This is a genomic window from Paenibacillus sp. Soil750 (genome assembly GCF_001428045.1).
Lineage (GTDB): Bacteria > Bacillota > Bacilli > Paenibacillales > NBRC-103111 > Paenibacillus_E > Paenibacillus_E allorhizoplanae.
In genome coordinates this window covers 1-17,609 of the sequence record NZ_LMSD01000031.1, presented here as the reverse complement: position 1 = coordinate 17,609, position 17,609 = coordinate 1, and the positions used below count along the sequence as shown (strand labels likewise).

The following is a 17,609-nucleotide window of genomic DNA, read 5'->3' as shown; positions in this document are numbered from 1 at the left end:
TAAAAGTTTCATTATATCGTTGTCTTGATTCGCTCATGGACAGACACCTCTTAGTTAGTTGTTAAGATTATTATTACTTCTACACTAAGAGACGTCCACTTTTTATTCTAAGTGCAAAAATCCAGCTATTTCTGCCCAATTTCATCTAAAAAGCAAGATAACTGGATTTTCTCCATCTATTTTTGGTCATTTTCAATGAAACCCTAATAATCGTCTAGATTAAATGTATGTTTTCCATTTATTTTGCTTTTTCAGCCAAATCGCATCAAATTAAATGTAGTTTTTTCAGTTATTCCTCTAAAAGGTTTAGTCTAATTAACACATCGCTAGAATCCACTTTAGACTGATATCTCCGAACTAAAGGAATTCTTTATAAAAAGGTCAATTAGTCCGATTTCGCCGAATTATTTACCCATTTTCCTTGCTGTAGAGATATTTGGGTCGTTTTAGTTGGGCGAATTCGGACTAACAAAGATTTGTTGGCGCAGATAGCAAGATTAATTCGATAATATCGGACTAATCGGCGGTGGGAGCGTAAGCCAGCGCTACGATTTCCCCTTGCGGGTCATCTCCGCAAGCGAAACCCACTGCTCATCGGTCACCTCGAGCAGGTCGTTAAACTGCCCGGCGCCTTGCAGCCACTCGCCGCCGTCAATCGTGATCACTTCGCCGTTAATATACCCGGCGAAGTCCGAAATCAGATAAGCGGCGAGGTTCGCCAGCTCATCTTTTTCCCCGACGCGCCCCAGCGGGACGCGGTGCAAGAGCTTCTGCGACAGCTCGGGCGTGGGAGCCAATCGGCTCCACGCACCGTCGGTCGGAAACAGCCCCGGCGCGATAGCCACTTGCCGGATCCCGTACCGCGCCCACTCGACGGCGAGTGAGCGGGTAAGGGCAAGCACGCCAGCCTTCGCGGCGGCGGATGGCACAACAAAGGCGGATCCGGTGGAGGCGTAGGAGGTGACGATGTTCAGCATCGTACCGCCTATGCCTTGCTCGATCCACCTTTTTCCTAGCTCCAACGTGGTGTAGAACGTCCCGTGGAGCACAATGTTCAGCACCGCATCGACCGCTCGCGGTGATAAGTGCTCGGTTGGGCTGGCAAAGTTGCCCGCCGCATTATTGATCAGCACGTCGATGCGACCAAAGTGCTGTTCCACTGCTGTGATCATGGCAGCGACCTGCTGCGGATCACGCACATCGCATGGATGGTAGAATACATCCCCGCCGCCAACAGTCATTTCTGCCGCAGCTTTTGCGAGCACTTCTTCTCGTCTACTCGTGATGGCCAGCTTAGCTCCAAGCGACAGGAATTTCTCACCCATCGCGCGGCCAAGCCCTGTGCCGCCGCCAGTAATAAGGACTACTTTATCTTGTAGCAATGCGCCATCGAACATAGGATTCACGCTCCTTTTTGAAATATAGAGTTTATATGTTTCACTTAATAAGTAGACTATATTTTTCCATAAACACTGTGAGAAGTCCTTGATGGACGGGGTAGTCGTTTATTTTACCTCATGGGTATGGATATTAATCTCATGAAATATTTATGCCCTTAATGCTATGGATAGCGCTTACATTAGTGCTGATAACTCATGTTCTCATACCAACAACCTTACTGTCCAGTACCAATAGATGCATTGTCACCGTGCACAATTCCTGAACTTTATGTTGTGCAGATATCCAATAACAGTTGAATTGACCTTTGTAATGTTGTATTCTAGTCAATAAAAATTAGAGACAGAGGAGTGGCAAGAGTGGAGATTAAAGTAGACGATTTATCCGGTCCTGAAGTAAGAGCGCTCATTATGGAGCACCTTCTACATATGCAATCATTATCCCCGCCTGAGAGTACGCATGCCCTAAATCTAGATGGGTTGAAAAAGCCAGATGTGACATTTTGGAGTGGTTGGGAACAAGGAGAATTAGTTGGTTGCGGGGCTCTCAAAGAGCTGGATCGTCAACATGGCGAGTTAAAATCAATGCGAACTTCCTCCGCACATCATAGAAAAGGAGTCGCGAAGCGAATCCTTGAACACATTATTAATGAAGCGAAGCAACGCGGCTATACGCGACTAAGCTTGGAAACAGGCTCTATGGAAGCATTCGAGCCAGCTAGAAAGCTATATGAAAATTTTGGGTTTCACTACTGCAAACCGTTCGCGAATTACACGGATGACCCGCTAAGTTCATTTATGACGTTGGAATTATAAGATCATTATAGTGGAGACCTTCAGGATGTTGCTAGAGGTCTTTTTTCATTGTGTATAAAACTATACAGGCTGCTCATTTGATTATTACTGGAGTTTGGAATCTCCTTATTCAGAATAAAGCGATGGGGTAACGCTATTTGCACGGGTGAATGATTTTGAGAGCCAATAAGACCATGGGATAACGTTATACTCTCCAAAGCCAGAGAATTGACGGTCAAGGAGAGTGATAGCGTTATGCCACACCTTTATTTCTAAGAATCAAGAGAACAAACACGAAATAAGGTGATTCCTTAACGTTAGTTCCACGTCCTGATCGAATCCATCCCTTTATCCGCTATATACGAAAAGAGGAGGTCTCATTCGACCTCCCCCTCAATTCCCCCATCAATTATTCCGCCAAAACAAACTTCTCCAGCACATGCCTCACGCCATCTTCGTTATTGCTCTTCGTCACGAAGTTTGCCAACGCTTTAAGCTCAGGCAGGGCATTCTCCATGGCAACGCCGAGGCCGGCAACTTCAAGCATTTCCCGATCATTCCATGCATCGCCTAGTGCAATTACTTCATCTAATGAGCATCCGATGTGCTCAGCAAGGAACGTGATCGCATGTCCCTTCGTACCTTCCTTATGCATGAACTCCAAATAGTGCGGCTTAGATTTTGTAATATGCAGCTTGTCACCGAGTAGAGGGAGTAGTTCCTCACGAATTTGGTCACAAACCTCCGGTGTATCCACGATCAGCAGCTTTGGCTGTGGGATGTGGATCCATTGACGCAAATCGCCAATGATATAAGGTGTCTTGGACAAGCTCACGTATTTTTTGATCTTATCGTTATCTTCAGCTGCATAAAGCTCATCCCCATGGTAAAGCTGAAGATGATAGTTGTTCTTCTCGCAGTAATCAAGCAGGAATTGTGCACTTTCGACAGGCACAGTGCGCTCGTACAGGACTTTCTCGTCTAGCAAATTTTTGATCAAAGCCCCTTGATACGTAATGATGGGGACGTTGAGTCCAATGCGATTAGCAATTTTGGCAGCAGAAGGAAAGCTTCTTCCTGTGGCGATGGTGACTGTTACCCCTTTGGCAACAGCTTGATGCATGGCCTCAACCGTCTCTTGTGAAATCGTCAAATCATCACGCAGCAGCGTATCATCCAAGTCAGCAGCAACTAATTTATACGTCATGTTTCTCACCAATCCTATTCATCTTCTCTATTAAAATTCTGCTAATAGCATACCCGAATTGCTAGCGAATTGCTACAATAAGCGCATAGGAGATAGCTAAAAGGAGGCACTTTCACGATGACATCCCCATACACGAATGACTTGGAGAAATGGCTTAGATCGCATGCGAACAAGGAAAATGCAATAAGTATGGAAGCTTATATGAAAAATCATTTTCCATTCCTCGGTATTCGAAATCCAGAACGTGTGGCTCTGACCAAACAATTCACGAAGGAGCATGGCTTTCCGAAAGGGGAGGAGGCAGTTCGCGTCGCTCAGGAATTGTGGCAGTTGCCCGAACGAGAGTTTGCTTATACGGCTATTTTGATGCTTCTGCAAGTTAGAAAAACAGTGAACGCTGAGCACATTGACGTGCTGGAGCATTACATCGTAACCCAATCCTGGTGGGACACGGTAGATACGATTGCGGATCACTTGATCGGTTATCATCTCCAGCGATTTCCCGAGCTAATTCCCGTTTATGTGGAGAAATGGTTAGCTTCCAATCATATGTGGCTGCAACGAACGGCTATTCTTTTTCAATTAAAGTATAAAAAGAAGACCGACGTGCCGCTGTTATTTCATTGCATTACGACGATGGCACATTCGAAAGAGTTCTTCATTCGCAAAGCGATTGGATGGGCACTGCGCGAGTATTCCAAAACGGATGCTGAGGCCGTGCAATCTTTTGTTGCTAGCCATGATTTATCACCCCTAAGTGTACGTGAGGCACTGAAGGTAATTCACAAAAAATAAGCAAATACTGGGATCTATTCGAAGTTGTTGACATTGATAATCATTTTCATTATTATTAATTGAGAATCAATATCATACATAAATAGATACTCAGGAGGGTCCACCTTGCCACGTTTCAATACAACAAAAACTACTAAAGTTACTTTCACTGTCCTATCAGTATGCATGGCAGCTCTACTAGCAACAGCTTGCGGAAGTGACAAAGATGCAGCAAGCACAACAACACCTGCAACGTCAACTGCTCCGGCAGCTACTGCAGCAGCGACAGCAACACCTGCGCCTGCTGTTGATAAAGTTTTGAAAGATAGCATGGGGCACGATGTTAAGGTTCCAGCTAACCCGAAAGCAGTTATCGCTTCCTACTTGGAAGATCCGTTACTCGCACTAGGTATTAAACCGATTGTTCAATGGTCTGTTAAAGAATCAAGCGTGCAGGATTATTTGCAAACACAACTAGCTGGTGTTCCTCCCATTTCGTCCACTCTTCCTGTGGAATCCATTTTGAAGGCTACCCCGGATTTCATGATCGTTGGCAGTGAGTCAGCGGTTGAGAAAGGTCTATATGAGCAGTACTCCAAAGTTGTACCGACATTTGTGCTTGGCAGCGAAGTCATAGCGGACTACCGTAAGACGCTTTTGAAAATGGGCGAAATTCTTAATAAGACAGATGCGGCGAATGCAGCTCTAAAAAAATATGATCAAAAAGTAACAGATACAAAAGCAAAACTTGCTCCAATTATTGGCGATAAAAAAGTTGCCATTCTGTGGGTAACGAATAAAAACTTTTATGTCGTTAACGGCAAAGTTGCCAGCGGCGCGGTTGCTTACGGAGATCTTGGTTTGAAGCTGCCTAATATTTTGGCTGTATTACCGGAAGCCAAAGCTAATTGGGTGCCAATTTCACTAGAAAAGCTTGCTCAACTAGATGCAGATTACATTTTCTTGGTTAATAGCGATAAAGGTCAAGCAGGCAACCTGGAAGATCCGCTGTGGAAGAACGTTCCTGCTGTGAAATCAGGTAAAGTATTTGAAATAGACAAAACGAGCAGCTGGTTGTACAACGGTGTAATCGCTGGCGAGCGCGTGATGGACGACATCGTTAAACTTATTAAATAATTGGGGGCTAGGGGTATGACGGGTTCAGATAAACGAGTTCCCGCAATCCATCCTCCATTGAAATCCCGTCCACTAACTGCATCGGCCATTATTTTGGGTGGGTTGGCTTTGTTGCTGATCAGCCTGATTGCCTCCATTTCGGTTGGGGCAGCAGATATCTCCTTCGGCGAGGTATGGCAAGCCATCTTTCAATTTAATGGTGATTCGACTCAGCACTTGATCATCCAACAATTAAGACTTCCGCGAGCAATCGCTGGAGCTTTAGTTGGGTCCGCTTTTGCTGTAGCAGGGGCGATTATGCAAGGTGTAACACGCAATCCGTTATCGGATCCAGGTATTCTCGGTATCAACGCAGGTGCAGGCTTTATGCTTGCCCTGTGTTTTGCCTTTTTACCGCAACTGCCATTTCATTATGTCATTCTTTTTTCATTCCTCGGTGCTGCAATAGGAACGGGGCTTGTGTATGGCATTAGTGCGCTGGCGAAGGGTGGCGTAACACCTGTTCGAATCGTTCTGGCGGGGTCTGCTGTTAGTGCTTTACTTCTGGCACTCAGTGAAGGGATTGCGATTACCTACCATATTGGTCAGGATCTCGCTTTTTGGTTTGCAGGAGGGGTTGCAGGTACGAAGTGGTTGCAAGTTGATATTATGGCACCTTGGATTATCGTTGCCTTACTAGGCGCATTTGTCATCTCACCTTGGATTACGCTGTTAAGCATGGGGGAAGATGTGGCAACAGGCCTTGGCTTACGGACAGGGCTTGTGAAGCTGGCAGCATTCGTGCTGGTTCTTGTCCTTGCAGGTGCAGCTGTAGCAACGGTAGGAGCTATTGGGTTTATTGGTCTCATTATTCCTCATATTGTTCGCTATCTTGTTGGCGTTGACTATCGTTGGATCATTCCAACCTCAGCGGTATTAGGCGGGTTGCTGGTCGTGCTGGCTGATATCGGAGCCCGCATGGTCAATCCGCCATTTGAGACGCCGATAGGTTCCATTATTGCTCTGATTGGTGTGCCCTTCTTCCTCTATTTGGCGCGTAAAAAAGGGAGGGATTAGGCAATGACATCCATGCAATCTGGCAGTATCAAGAAACCGAGATTGGCTAAAGCGATCACGGTGATGTCGATTTTAATGATCCTTATAATCATCGTATTTATTATTAGTATGAATACTGGCGTGATTCGTTTAAGTCCTATTGAGGTGCTTCGAACGTTTTTTGGAGGCGGGACAGCGAAACAAGGCATCATTCTATTTGATTTCCGTCTTCCTCGTATCGTAATTTCAATCCTGGTTGGAGCGGGGTTAGCGGTTTCAGGAGCTATCTTACAAGGGATTTCACGGAATATGCTAGCTGACCCAGGTATTCTGGGCATTAACGCAGGAGCAGGACTTGCGATCATTCTGGTCGTATCTTTTTATCCCAATAATGTTGGGGCACCGTTGTTCTTCATGCCGATGGTCGCTATGCTGGGCGCCGGTTTGGCCGCTTTACTGATCTATACACTTTCGTATGTCAAAGGTAAAGGGATCTCATCATCCCGTCTGCTCCTTGTGGGTATCGCGGTTTCCGCGGGTATTGCTTCTCTGATGGTTGTATTGAGCATTCGCTTGGATCCGACCGATTTTCAGTTCGTTCAAATCTGGTTAGCAGGTAGCATCTGGGGAACCAACTGGAAGTTTGTTCTCGCCTTATTACCGTGGATCGTCGTGCTCATTCCTTACGTCATGTTCAAAGCCAATGTACTGAATGTGCTGAATCTAGGCGAAATGACGTCCATTGGACTCGGGATAAGGATGGAGCGGGAACGCCTCGGGTTGCTGGCTGCAGCCGTTGCACTTGCAGGCGCATGCGTCGCGGTCGGTGGTGGGATTGGCTTTGTAGGGTTGATAGGTCCGCATCTGGCACGAAGATTAGTTGGACCTAAGCATCAATACTTGATTCCGGCTTCGGCACTCACTGGTGGGCTGCTGCTTATTGTTGCGGACACGATAGCACGGGGGATGTTTCAACCGACGGAGGTTCCGACTGGCATCGTGGCCGCTGTTATCGGAGCGCCATATTTTCTGTATTTATTAGTTCGAACGAGAGCTTCGTAAGAAAACAAACATAAAAATCCACTGTAGGCTTAGTAGCCTGTTGTGGATTTTTCTCATTTTACCTGCAAGATAGGAAATGTTAGATAACATAACGCATATACTAATTAAAATAAATTTTGTTATATATATTGACATAAACATTACATTCGTTTAAAGTAATTAAAATTCTTCTCTAGCGCACTGGCGCCTACGAGAGGCAAAGGGAGAGATGGGAGATGGCTCACATGCGAACGAATGATTTGTTAGCGAGATTACCGAAGGTGGATCTTCATTTACATTTGGATGGAAGTGTGAAGCCCGAGACGATTTTGGAGCTCGCTCTCGAGCAAGGCATATCACTCCCTGTTTACGACAAGGATGGGCTGATCCCGCATATGCGCGTGACGGACAATTGCGGCAGTCTGATTGAATACTTAGGGAAATTCGATTTTACAACACGCTTTCTACAAACAGGTGCAGCCTTAGAACGTGTAGCTTATGAAGTTGTTGAGCAATCCGTGGAGCATAACTGTCGTTATGTGGAGGTGCGCTTCGCGCCTCAACTGCATCGCAACATGGGGTTAACGCTAGAAGAGACGTTCCACTACGTCACGCAAGGATTAAAGCGTGCGGGGCGCGATTTTGGAACGAGATTCGGTGTTATTGCCATTTGTATGCGGAATCACCCCTGTGCTGAGAATTTGGAAGTCATTGAAGCAGCCGCCAAGTTCTTAGGGAAGGGCGTAGTTGCTGTTGATTTGGCTGGTGATGAAGCGAATTATCCGCCGGAGTTTTTCCGAGAAGTGTTCGCTAGATCACATAAGCTGGGCATTCCTGTTACCATTCATGCCGGTGAGGCAGCGGGTGCGGTTAACGTCTACGAGGCGGTCACACATCTAGGGGCAACCCGAATTGGGCATGGGGTAAGACTTCGGGAGAATGCGGCTATTCTGGAGATGATCAAAGATCGCCGTATCCCATTGGAAATGTGTCCGATCTCCAATATCCAAACGAAGGCTGTGGCTTCGTGGGAGGCTTATCCGATCCGGGAGTACTTGGATCAAGGTTTGATTGTAACGATCAATACCGACAATCCAAGTGTCTCGGGAACCGATATTACGAAAGAGTATCGCACGATCGCTGATCGATTCGCTTTTACAACACCTGAGCTAGTGAAATTAATTATGAATGGTGTAGAGGCCGCTTTTATGGAAGAACACGATAAAGGGATATTCAGACAAGAGATGGAGGCTGAGCTTAACAGCTTGGGTGTATATAATTAAATGAAGTAGAAGAGGGTCTGTTGCGATTATGCAGCAGACTTTTTTGTTCAGGGGGATGTTTATTATGTTAAAATAAGGGATATTTTCAAATCCTTGCGGTCGGAGGTGTAATCGTCATGGAGTACTATAAGCAGCTTAGACAGTTCGTTGGGCATCGTCCTATCATTTTGCCTGGAGCCGTCGTGATCTTGGTTAATGATCTGGGACAAGTTCTTCTACAACAAAGACCGAATGAGATCTGGGGGCTGCCAGGCGGACTTATGGACTTGGGTGAGTCTTTAGAAGATACAGCTCGACGCGAATTTTTTGAAGAAACAGGTTTGACAGTGGGGGCCTTAGCATTAGTAGGTGTATTTTCTGGCGCTCAGTATCATTACACACTTTCAAATGGGGATGAATTTTACGCAGTAACGACGGCCTATATGGCGAGCGAAGCTACAGGGGAGATAGCCATGGAAATAGCTGAAACCCGAGATTTGCAATACTTTGATTTGCATGATCTACCGGAGGCGATGGGTCCAGTATATAGGGATAGTATAATGGCTTATCTTCAAAGTGTTTCAAAACGCTAGGAGGCGAACATTGTGATGATTTCGTATGTGATCGTTCTTATCTATGTTTTGTACATGGTATTCAAAAGTTACAGATCAAGTAAAGCTAAGAAACAGATCGGGACTGTTACGCTTGCTGGATATAGTGACTACAAAAAAATATTCATTACGCTGCTGAATTTGTTTTTCTTACCCTTTATTGTCACGCTAAAAAGTAATGGGAAGTATGGGGTGCTATTCCTCCTTATTCTCCTATCTGCCGTACTGGATCGTATGTATGTTGGAGATAAAGGCATAAAGGTGCACGATGTATTCATTCCTAAAGAAGATATCCTTCATTACTATATGGTTGAAGCAAGTGTCAATCAATTCGAGATTTTCATTAGAGGCAGGATAGACGTAGTAAGAATTACAGTGAATAAGCGAAAAGTAGAAAGACCGTTAGAAGAAATATTGGCGGAATGGAAGTTAATAGGGTAACATTATCTGATAAAAATAGTAACTTCAACCGTCCTGCCAAAATAACGGTGTACGGTGAAATCATGGATATCAGTGGTGTGAAGCAGCTTCAAATTGATTTTGAGCTTATCCTAAACGAAGGAAAAGAGAATGGCTAAGTATCCGTACTTGCCATCTATAAGCCTAAGCTTTTCAAAAATTAGGGGGAGCATACGCATGGATACTTACATCATTACGGGCGGCTCCAAAGGTCTCGGCGCTGCCATCATCCGGAAGCTGCTAGAGCAAGGCGCTGTGGTTCACTGCATTTCCCGCAGCGAGAACGAGACTTTGCGCCAAGAGGCGCTGCGCATGGAAGGCCAGCTGACCTTCCACGCTTACGACTTGGCGCAAACCGAAGGCATCGATTCGCTCATGGAGCGAATCCTCGCGAACCCAGATGGCGTGGCTTCCGTCACGCTCATCAACAATGCGGGCATGCTCGAACCGATGACGTCGATCGGCCGAGCAGCCCCAGACGACCTGCAGCGCAGCCTGCAGGTCAATCTCATCGCACCCGCGGTGCTGACGAACAGCTTCATTCGGATCACGCAGGCGTGGCCGATCGTGAAGCGGGTCGTCGGCATCTCCTCGGGCGCGGGGCGCAAGCCCTACCCCGGCTGGGGTGCCTACTGCACCGCCAAAGCCGGGTTGGATATGCTGACGCGCTGCGTCGGCATCGAGCAGTTGAAACAGCCACACCCGGTGCTGATCTGCAGCGTGGCTCCGGGTGTGGTGGACACCGATATGCAGCGGGAGATACGCGCTGCCTCGGAAGAGGACTTCCCGCAGGTAGAACGGTTCGTCCAGCTCCAAGAGAAGGGGGAGCTGCGCTCCCCTGAAGATACCGCGAAGCAGCTGTTGCACTTGCTGCACGCGAATGCTTTCGAACAAGGCGAGATCGCCGACTTGCGCACCAAAGAGCCCGTGTCGTAATCCGACACGGGCTCTTTTATCTACTAATCTATTGAATGCTGCCGCTAACCTTACCACCGGAGGAAAGTTCGGAAGTGCAGAACTTGCAGCGTGATGCTTGCGCAGGAATTTCAGATAAGCAATGAGGACAATCTTTGGTTGTTACCGCTTTTTCCTTCGGCGCTTCCTTCTTGCGGAACTTGCCGATTTGACGAACAACCATGAAGATAACGAATGCAACGATTAAGAAATCCAAGAAAGTTGATAGGAATTGACCATATCGAAAGACAGCGGTGCTCTTGGCAGCATCTGCAAATGTCTCGTAATGTTTCCCATCCAAAGCAACATACAAATCATTGAAATTCACTTTGCCAATGAGCAAACCAACGAGCGGCATGACCAAATCATTCACAATGGACGTAATGACTTTACCGAAAGCCCCTCCGATAATAACCCCGACTGCAAGGTCGAGCATGTTTCCTTTGAATGCAAAATCTTTGAATTCTTTTAGCATGATGTACCCCCATGAGACTATAATTGATAGCATTGTACCATAGTTGATAGAGCCCAAACAAATACGCTCCCACCATGCTAACGTGATGTTTTATCTATAGACAGTGGCACTTCATCTACAGCTTAACTATGCCTTCACTGCGACAATCTCTTTCAGTGCTTGAACAAGCACCTCATTATCTTCGGAAGTTCCAATTGAGATTCGAACATGATTAGGAAGATTCCAACCTCCGCCATACCGAACAATAACCCCACGACTCATCAAATTATCATAGATGGATTTAGCTTGTGTTCCTAGATCAACGAGTACGAAATTACTCATGCTTGGTGTAAAAGGGATTGCTAGCGTACGCAATTCGGTGTAAAGCTCCTCGCGCACCTTCACATTATTCGTACGTGTTGCTTCAAGATGCTGATCATCCTTGAGTGCAGCTACAGCGCCGACTTGTGCGAGTGTATTCACATTGAAAGGCTCTTTGACCTGACGAATCCGTTGCAGAATACCTGCATCAGCGATGCCGTATCCCACACGTATACCCGCTAAGCCGTAGATTTTAGAAAAGGTTTGCAGCACAACAACAGGATAGCCCTCTCGTACTAGCGCAAGCCCATCGCAGTAATCATCAGCCGTAACGAAATGGCTGTACGCACCATCGAAGATCACGAGAACATGCGAAGGTAAGTTCTTCACAAGTCGGTGCAGGTCTGTTTTGGTCATGTAAGTGCCCGTCGGATTGTTCGGTGAACAAATATAGAGCATTTTCGTGCGTTCTGTGACAGCCTCGAGAATAGCTTCTACTTCATAGCGATAATTCTCCCCAAGCGGCACGCTAATGATGCTGGCTCCAAGTAAGTTGGCTCCGAATTCGTACTCGCTAAATGTTGGTGAGGGTACGATGACTTCATCGCCAGGCTCTAAGTAAGTTTCGGAGAGTAGGGTAATCAGTTCATCACCGCCGTTAGTAACAAGGACTTGTTCAGGTGAGAATCCGCGTTTCTCCGCAATAGCTTCTCTAAGATTTACGGTCTCTGCATCTGGATAGCGATGGATGTCAGATAAATATGTTTGAATAGCCTCTAGAGCTAGAGGGGAGGGGCCTAATGGGTTTTCATTGGATGCTAATTTGGTAACGGATGTAAGCCCGAATTCACGTTGAACCTCCCAGATGGGTTTGCCGGGCGTGTATGGCTTCATTCGTGATAAAATGCTGCGTGGATTGATGTTTTCAACACCTGGACCTGTCATGTACAACACTCCTTTTTATAAAAACACTTTATTTAGATAATACATTAACTTGGTAAAGTAGTAAAGTAAAAAGTTTGCATACCAGTCACCAGTAGTTTGGTATATGATACAATTATTAGGTGTCGATTTGGTAGAAGGGGTGGCAGTGGATTGAGGAAAATGAGATTCGGTATTCGTGCCAAAATTATGATAGGATATGCGTTCATCATTTTCTGCTTAACCCTTTCATTTGTGCTTGTTAATCAACAATTAGCTGCCATGCAGCGAGATCGCAATTATGTGATTGAGCATGATTTCGCCGTCAATAGAGAGTCGAATCTTCTTGAGAAATATGTCATGGATATGGAAAATGGGCAAAGAGGCTACTTACTCACAGGGGAAGTAAAATATTTAGAACCATATACTACCGGGCAGACCAAGTGGAGAGATTCCTTTAATCAACTAAGAGAGTTAACGAGTGATACGCCCGTTCAGGAGAAAAATTTAATCGCGCTCAAGGAATCTATCGAAAATTGGCTGATACAAACAGGCGGGACTTTACCGACGATGAGAAATGGTCTTGAGAATGAGGGTTATTTTAATTTTACCTTCTTTATTACTCATCAAAATATTCTAGATATTCGTTCGCAATTGAGTCGATTTCGCAGCCTTGAAATGGGATTCGTGAAGGAACGAGCGGCACACCTTGATGCGCAAAATGAAAAGTTGACCAACTCCTTATTTGTTATGTTGGGAGTGGTGCTCATTTTTTCGTTGTTAGCAGCACTAGTTATTTCGAGATCGATTGTCGGGACGATCAAACAGGTTACCAAGAGCATTATGAAGCTGAGCTCTATGAAGCGGGATCGTTCGAAGCGCATTCATGTCACGATGAATGATGAAGTGAAAGATCTGGCCGACGCTACCAATGCGTTGCTAGAGAGCCAAGAGGAAATCGAGTGGCAGCAGCGGAAGTTGACAGAGGTCGTCCATATGCTGCAAGGCATTTCCGATTTGGAAACGCTGGGTACATCTTTTATTCGCAAAGCAGCAGAATTATTTGGAGCTTCCTTCGGCGTTTTCTATATTCGAAGCGTACACGAAGCTAAGGCTGGCATGATGAGGTTGGCATCTTATGCGGCTATGGAGGAAAGCGCTGAAGCTGGTAAACCTTTTTTTCATCTTGGCGAAGGATTGATTGGTCAATGTGCGATTGAGAAGCGAATTGTTCATCTCACACATGTCCCCGAAACGTATATCCGTTTAAAATCAGGATTAGGGTCAGCGAGCGCACAAAGTGTCCTCATCGTTCCGATCATTCATAACCAAGAAGTCATTGCCATCATGGAACTGGCTTCTTTTAATAGATTTACGTCGCTTCAGTTGAGCCTGATGGATGACATCTTAGAGGTCTTAGGAACAATCGTGCACAGCGTGCAAACGCGTGTGGAGGTTGAGCGTCTTCTTCGGGAGTATCAGGCTATGACCGAGGAACTTCAAAGTCAACAGGAAGAATTGCATCTGACTAATGAACAGCTAGAGGAAAGGAATCGCTACGCAGATGAAAGGACGAGGGAACTCGAACACATGAAAGTCTCCTTTGAAGAGCATGCCATTCAGCTGGAGTTAAGCTCGCGGTATAAATCGGAATTTCTCGCGAACATGTCACATGAGCTGCGAACGCCTCTTAACAGTATATTGATTCTTTCTCAGATGCTTCAGGAAAACAATAGCAAAACCTTAACGCATGATGAGCAAGAGTATGCTCGTGTTATTCATTCTTCGGGAAATGATTTGCTGCTCCTGATTAACGATATTTTGGATTTGTCTAAAGTTGAAGCGGGTAAATTGGATATTCATATCGGTGAGTTGCGTGCGGACTGGCTTCCTGAGCTCTTACTAAGTCAGTTCCAGAAGGTCGCAGAACAACGAAAGCTTACATTTCGGATCGAGATGGATGCTCAAGTGCCGAAAATATTCTACACAGATGAACAGAGGCTCAGTCAAATTATTAAAAATTTGCTTTCTAATGCATTTAAATTCACGCATGAAGGCTATGTTCACGTGGAATTTCGCATGTGCAGTGTGGAACAAATTGTGGAACAACTACCTTCGGCCATGCACATGCAGGTTATGGCAGTTTCCGTTAAGGATACGGGTATTGGTATACCAACTGACAAGCAAGAAGTCATCTTCGAGCCTTTCCATCAGGCAGATGGCACAACGAATCGGAGATATGGAGGGACAGGGCTGGGGTTATCGATTAGTCGAGAATTAGCCAGACTTCTTGGAGGCTGTATCCGGATGCAAAGCGTGGAAGGCGAAGGAAGTACATTTACGTTATATGTGCCTTCGCTGCCTCCTTTAATTGGGGGAACAAACGCCACGCATAAGGAAGTAGCGGCGGCAACTGCTAATACGATTAGTGATTATTTCATTCGAGAAAACGGTAAAATCATTTCTGCACTTGAAGATGGCAATAGCAATCGTTTTAAGGATAGGAAAGTTCTTGTTGTTGATGATGACGTTCGTAACGTATTTGCACTTTGTAATGCATTTGAACAAGAAGGAATCATCGTGAGTGTTGCTCAGAATGGACAAGAGTGCCTAGAACTATTGGCGAAGGATACTAATATTGAGCTTATTCTTATGGATATCATGATGCCGGTGATGGATGGCTATGAAGCGATGCGTCTCATTAGGAATGATAATCATTACGCTGATGTTCCGATCATTGCACTTACGGCCAAAGCCATGAAACAGGATAGAGAAATCTGCTTGCAGGCAGGTGCATCTGACTATATCAGCAAGCCGCTGCATATGAGTCAGCTTCTCTCACTAATGCTGGTTTGGTTGAGTAAATAAACCCAAAAGACCTTTAACTAGCTCCCGATAATGGGAGTGGTCAAAGGTCTTTTGTGTTAATGGACATTACGTCCTGTATATATTTCGAAATGATAAATCGTGTTGCGTGTCAATACACGGAAATCCAGCCCGTCTTGATCAATCGCTTGCACACGTGTTGTTTTGAATGGTGTATGTTGCTGAACCCCTGATAACGTCATTGGACATCCTACCTCGGTCGGGTTCACTTCACGAAATGTTTGCCCTTGAATCTCATCGAAATCGAATCGATCTGACCGATGCTTCGGCGTAATCCCATCCACCTCATAGATTTGCAATAGCTTTAACAACCTCATTCTGGCCCCTCCCGTCCTTGGCTTTCGTTTTTATTATACACGGACACCTTATATTTGGCGAAGTCTACAAACCTAACATAAACCTAAAGAAGTCCTCATACTTTCTTAGCTTCCAAAATATACAATTGTTCTATCTGAACCGGGGGTGTTGCGAATGCTGCACACGAAAGTGATCATTGGTGAAAAAGAAGTACTTATTTTTTTCGAATCCATATACCAAGAATATTCATCCCGAGCCATTGAAGCGATAACGAAGCACTTAAATAATGCTCAGATCAGGGAAGTATTTGATAACCTGGGCCTAGTTCATACAACGAATACAGAGGTAACGCTCTTCTCACTAAATGGAGAGATGGAGACAATTCCAATGTATTGATCGCGGTCTAGCTCTTTTCTTTATTTTTAGCTAAAATGAAGGGGGTTAGAACAAGGAGGCAGATACATATGACCGTTATGAAATTAGAGCACGTAGGCGTCATGGTAGCAAACTTAGAAGCGTCTATAGCATTTTATGTTAATGTAATCGGACTTAAGCACAAAGGAACGTTACTCCATACGAATGGCGTTATCCGGCTTGGTTTTCTAGGCTTTGAAACTGTTAATGAAACAGAAGTTGAATTAATTGAAGGCTATAATGCGAACTTGCCACAGGAAGGCAAAGTGCATCACTTGGCTTTTACCGTAGATGATATCGATGCTGAATTCGCGAGAATTCAAGATTTAGAGGTTGAGCAACTGGATAAGGAAATTACAACACTTCCGAACGGCTCTAAATATTTCTTCTTTAACGGGTTAGATGGCGAGCGAATTGAATTTTTTCAATCGACACGTGGGTAGGTTTAACATTTGCTAGATACGGGCATCCTTTTACTAGAGTGATAGATTCTAGCAAAGAGGTGCTTTTTTCATGTCAAAGCGTTGGACACAAATGATGATAGGCATCACTATACTGGGCTTATTCTTCGGCTGGATTCGTCATGTGGATGCGCAAGCTGAACAAGATGCACAGCTATTACTCCGTGTGGCAAAGTCTTTTATGCAAACTAATGAACATATTACCTTCAAATATACAGGCTATTTCGGTACATGTGACGGTGTGGATGCCAAAGTGATGGATGCGGGTGAACGGTTGTCCAACAAGCTCGGGTTTACATCTTACACAAATGAGCCTCTTTCCTTAAAAGGCAGTATCTATACAGTAAAGTCAGAGGCTGCTGGAAGTGCAGACGCGACATTAACCGTTGCTAGTCCAGTGGGACAATCGGCTTGTTATGCTGTATTACGATTAGATGCGCCAGGTAGTGCAGACCAAGCCCAACTTATTAAATGGCAGGAGCAAATGACCGCGAAATTATCTGGACAGGGCATTCATGGTATGTGGAACGTGATGATACAAGGAAATGCTGCTGAAGACTTTAGCATATCAAATGACCCTAGAGAGTTCCTCGCCGAGTTAGTTCAAGCTTATAAAGGAAATGTTGTTGAACGCTACGAAGATGGTACTACCTACAGTGCATCATTGGTATCATCTGAATTCGAAGCTTCTATACGAAGCGGCAATCAAAAGGTGAATGTCCAAATCGCACTTCATCTAGATACCACTTCGGGTCTCTGGCGATTAACGATCGGAACACCGATTATTACAATGGAATACTAAATTTGGAAAAGGGTGCAGGATGCATCCTTTTTTTCTCGTGTACTTGTAGGAACAATTCGAAACAATTGCAATAGTGGAACTTTTCCAAAGGGCTTGTAATTGGTTTCTAGGCATGGTACATTAGTCCTCGTTGTTCTGAAGCAAATAACCACGACAAGCGAAATTGAAGTGGACTTGCTTTCAAGCAATGAGGTATGGTAAGATGACTTTCCGACAGACACCGACATAAATTGACAAGAAAAAAGTACTTGCAATTGAGAAACGATCTGTGGTATATTACTTCTCGCTGCTTCGGTAACACGGCAGTGAACGAAAGAAATTGATCTTTGAAAACTGAACAACGAGTGAGTAAGCACAGTCGAGTAATCGACTATAAAAGAG

The 17,609-nt window shown here is 45.1% G+C and carries 18 protein-coding genes and 1 pseudogene; 14 read left to right on the top strand and 5 right to left on the bottom strand.

The window, feature by feature from the left end; translation table 11 throughout:
• Positions 1-545 precede the first annotated feature (545 nt).
• The gene (locus tag ASL11_RS24470; protein WP_056620717.1) at positions 546-1,397 is read right to left on the bottom strand and encodes an SDR family oxidoreductase; all 852 of its coding nucleotides are present in this window, start codon (positions 1,395-1,397) and stop codon (positions 546-548) included.
• Positions 1,398-1,757: 360 nt separating this feature from the next.
• Here ASL11_RS24470 and ASL11_RS24465 point away from each other — a divergent pair, with 360 nt between their 5' ends.
• A complete protein-coding gene (locus tag ASL11_RS24465) occupies positions 1,758-2,213 on the top strand; it encodes a GNAT family N-acetyltransferase (RefSeq protein ID WP_056620715.1) in 456 nt (151 codons plus the stop codon).
• Positions 2,214-2,601: 388 nt separating this feature from the next.
• Here ASL11_RS24465 and ASL11_RS24460 read toward each other — a convergent pair whose 3' ends face one another.
• Positions 2,602-3,399, bottom strand: coding sequence for a Cof-type HAD-IIB family hydrolase (locus ASL11_RS24460; RefSeq protein ID WP_056620713.1), 798 nt, complete (start codon positions 3,397-3,399; stop codon positions 2,602-2,604).
• 117 nt (positions 3,400-3,516) lie between these two features.
• On the opposite strand from ASL11_RS24460, the gene ASL11_RS24455 reads away from it, so the two are divergent.
• The 9 genes from ASL11_RS24455 (at position 3,517) to ASL11_RS24420 (ending at position 10,654) form a co-directional block, all read left to right on the top strand.
• On the top strand, positions 3,517-4,194 hold the full coding sequence (locus ASL11_RS24455; protein WP_056620709.1) for a DNA alkylation repair protein: 678 nt from the start codon (positions 3,517-3,519) through the stop codon (positions 4,192-4,194).
• A gap of 105 nt (positions 4,195-4,299) precedes the next feature.
• Complete coding sequence (locus ASL11_RS24450; RefSeq protein ID WP_235550573.1) at positions 4,300-5,310, top strand: ABC transporter substrate-binding protein; 1,011 nt, start codon at positions 4,300-4,302, stop codon at positions 5,308-5,310.
• A gap of 15 nt (positions 5,311-5,325) precedes the next feature.
• On the top strand, positions 5,326-6,366 hold the full coding sequence (locus tag ASL11_RS24445; protein ID WP_056620707.1) for a FecCD family ABC transporter permease: 1,041 nt from the start codon (positions 5,326-5,328) through the stop codon (positions 6,364-6,366).
• Positions 6,367-6,369: 3 nt separating this feature from the next.
• On the top strand, positions 6,370-7,407 hold the full coding sequence (locus ASL11_RS24440) for a FecCD family ABC transporter permease (RefSeq protein ID WP_200962481.1): 1,038 nt from the start codon (positions 6,370-6,372) through the stop codon (positions 7,405-7,407).
• Between the two features lie 224 nt (positions 7,408-7,631).
• On the top strand, positions 7,632-8,669 hold the full coding sequence (gene add / locus ASL11_RS24435; RefSeq protein WP_056620722.1) for an adenosine deaminase: 1,038 nt from the start codon (positions 7,632-7,634) through the stop codon (positions 8,667-8,669).
• Between the two features lie 116 nt (positions 8,670-8,785).
• On the top strand, positions 8,786-9,241 hold the full coding sequence (locus tag ASL11_RS24430; RefSeq protein ID WP_056620705.1) for an NUDIX hydrolase: 456 nt from the start codon (positions 8,786-8,788) through the stop codon (positions 9,239-9,241).
• A gap of 12 nt (positions 9,242-9,253) precedes the next feature.
• On the top strand, positions 9,254-9,700 hold the full coding sequence (locus tag ASL11_RS24425) for a hypothetical protein (RefSeq protein WP_157257035.1): 447 nt from the start codon (positions 9,254-9,256) through the stop codon (positions 9,698-9,700).
• Positions 9,682-9,837, top strand: a complete 156-nt coding sequence (locus ASL11_RS36705; RefSeq protein WP_157257034.1) for a hypothetical protein — start codon at positions 9,682-9,684, stop codon at positions 9,835-9,837. The genes ASL11_RS24425 and ASL11_RS36705 overlap by 19 nt, the downstream gene beginning before the upstream one ends.
• A gap of 58 nt (positions 9,838-9,895) precedes the next feature.
• Entirely contained in the window at positions 9,896-10,654 is a 759-nt protein-coding gene (locus tag ASL11_RS24420; RefSeq protein WP_056620700.1) for a (S)-benzoin forming benzil reductase, read from the top strand.
• 28 nt (positions 10,655-10,682) lie between these two features.
• Here the strand turns inward: ASL11_RS24420 and mscL are convergent, their stop codons facing one another.
• On the bottom strand, positions 10,683-11,147 hold the full coding sequence (gene mscL / locus ASL11_RS24415) for a large conductance mechanosensitive channel protein MscL (protein ID WP_056620698.1): 465 nt from the start codon (positions 11,145-11,147) through the stop codon (positions 10,683-10,685).
• Between the two features lie 126 nt (positions 11,148-11,273).
• Positions 11,274-12,392 carry a histidinol-phosphate transaminase gene (hisC, locus tag ASL11_RS24410; RefSeq protein ID WP_056620696.1) on the bottom strand — a complete coding sequence of 373 codons (1,119 nt, stop codon included), beginning with the start codon at positions 12,390-12,392 and terminating at the stop codon, positions 11,274-11,276.
• Between the two features lie 150 nt (positions 12,393-12,542).
• Between hisC and ASL11_RS24405 the strand changes: the two are divergent.
• A pseudogene (locus ASL11_RS24405) lies at positions 12,543-15,197 on the top strand (ATP-binding protein); the annotation flags it as partial.
• A gap of 95 nt (positions 15,198-15,292) precedes the next feature.
• On the opposite strand, the gene ASL11_RS24400 reads toward ASL11_RS24405, so the two are convergent.
• Positions 15,293-15,571: a hypothetical protein gene (locus tag ASL11_RS24400; RefSeq protein WP_056620694.1), complete on the bottom strand. Its 279-nt coding sequence runs from the start codon at positions 15,569-15,571 to the stop codon at positions 15,293-15,295.
• Between the two features lie 154 nt (positions 15,572-15,725).
• Here ASL11_RS24400 and ASL11_RS24395 point away from each other — a divergent pair, with 154 nt between their 5' ends.
• The 3 genes from ASL11_RS24395 (at position 15,726) to ASL11_RS24385 (ending at position 17,228) form a co-directional block, all read left to right on the top strand.
• Complete coding sequence (locus tag ASL11_RS24395; RefSeq protein ID WP_056620691.1) at positions 15,726-15,947, top strand: hypothetical protein; 222 nt, start codon at positions 15,726-15,728, stop codon at positions 15,945-15,947.
• 68 nt (positions 15,948-16,015) lie between these two features.
• Positions 16,016-16,408 (top strand): VOC family protein, encoded by a 393-nt coding sequence (locus ASL11_RS24390; RefSeq protein WP_056620688.1) that lies wholly within the window; start codon positions 16,016-16,018, stop codon positions 16,406-16,408.
• 70 nt (positions 16,409-16,478) lie between these two features.
• Entirely contained in the window at positions 16,479-17,228 is a 750-nt protein-coding gene (locus ASL11_RS24385; protein ID WP_056620687.1) for a YwmB family TATA-box binding protein, read from the top strand.
• Positions 17,229-17,609: the final 381 nt, after the last annotated feature.

What these genes read in the sequence shown, in the direction of transcription:
- ASL11_RS24470 (WP_056620717.1), bottom strand. Translation starts at nt 1,397, where the DNA reads ATGTTCGATGGCGCATTGCTACAAGATAAAGTAGTCCTTATTACTGGC.
- ASL11_RS24460 (WP_056620713.1), bottom strand. Translation starts at nt 3,399, where the DNA reads ATGACGTATAAATTAGTTGCTGCTGACTTGGATGATACGCTGCTGCGT.
- ASL11_RS24455 (WP_056620709.1), top strand. Translation starts at nt 3,517, where the DNA reads ATGACATCCCCATACACGAATGACTTGGAGAAATGGCTTAGATCGCAT.
- ASL11_RS24445 (WP_056620707.1), top strand. Translation starts at nt 5,326, where the DNA reads ATGACGGGTTCAGATAAACGAGTTCCCGCAATCCATCCTCCATTGAAA.
- ASL11_RS24440 (WP_200962481.1), top strand. Translation starts at nt 6,370, where the DNA reads ATGACATCCATGCAATCTGGCAGTATCAAGAAACCGAGATTGGCTAAA.
- add (WP_056620722.1), top strand. Translation starts at nt 7,632, where the DNA reads ATGCGAACGAATGATTTGTTAGCGAGATTACCGAAGGTGGATCTTCAT.
- ASL11_RS24430 (WP_056620705.1), top strand. Translation starts at nt 8,786, where the DNA reads ATGGAGTACTATAAGCAGCTTAGACAGTTCGTTGGGCATCGTCCTATC.
- ASL11_RS36705 (WP_157257034.1), top strand. Translation starts at nt 9,682, where the DNA reads ATGGAAGTTAATAGGGTAACATTATCTGATAAAAATAGTAACTTCAAC.
- ASL11_RS24420 (WP_056620700.1), top strand. Translation starts at nt 9,896, where the DNA reads ATGGATACTTACATCATTACGGGCGGCTCCAAAGGTCTCGGCGCTGCC.
- mscL (WP_056620698.1), bottom strand. Translation starts at nt 11,147, where the DNA reads ATGCTAAAAGAATTCAAAGATTTTGCATTCAAAGGAAACATGCTCGAC.
- hisC (WP_056620696.1), bottom strand. Translation starts at nt 12,392, where the DNA reads ATGACAGGTCCAGGTGTTGAAAACATCAATCCACGCAGCATTTTATCA.
- ASL11_RS24400 (WP_056620694.1), bottom strand. Translation starts at nt 15,571, where the DNA reads ATGAGGTTGTTAAAGCTATTGCAAATCTATGAGGTGGATGGGATTACG.
- ASL11_RS24395 (WP_056620691.1), top strand. Translation starts at nt 15,726, where the DNA reads ATGCTGCACACGAAAGTGATCATTGGTGAAAAAGAAGTACTTATTTTT.
- ASL11_RS24390 (WP_056620688.1), top strand. Translation starts at nt 16,016, where the DNA reads ATGACCGTTATGAAATTAGAGCACGTAGGCGTCATGGTAGCAAACTTA.
- ASL11_RS24385 (WP_056620687.1), top strand. Translation starts at nt 16,479, where the DNA reads ATGTCAAAGCGTTGGACACAAATGATGATAGGCATCACTATACTGGGC.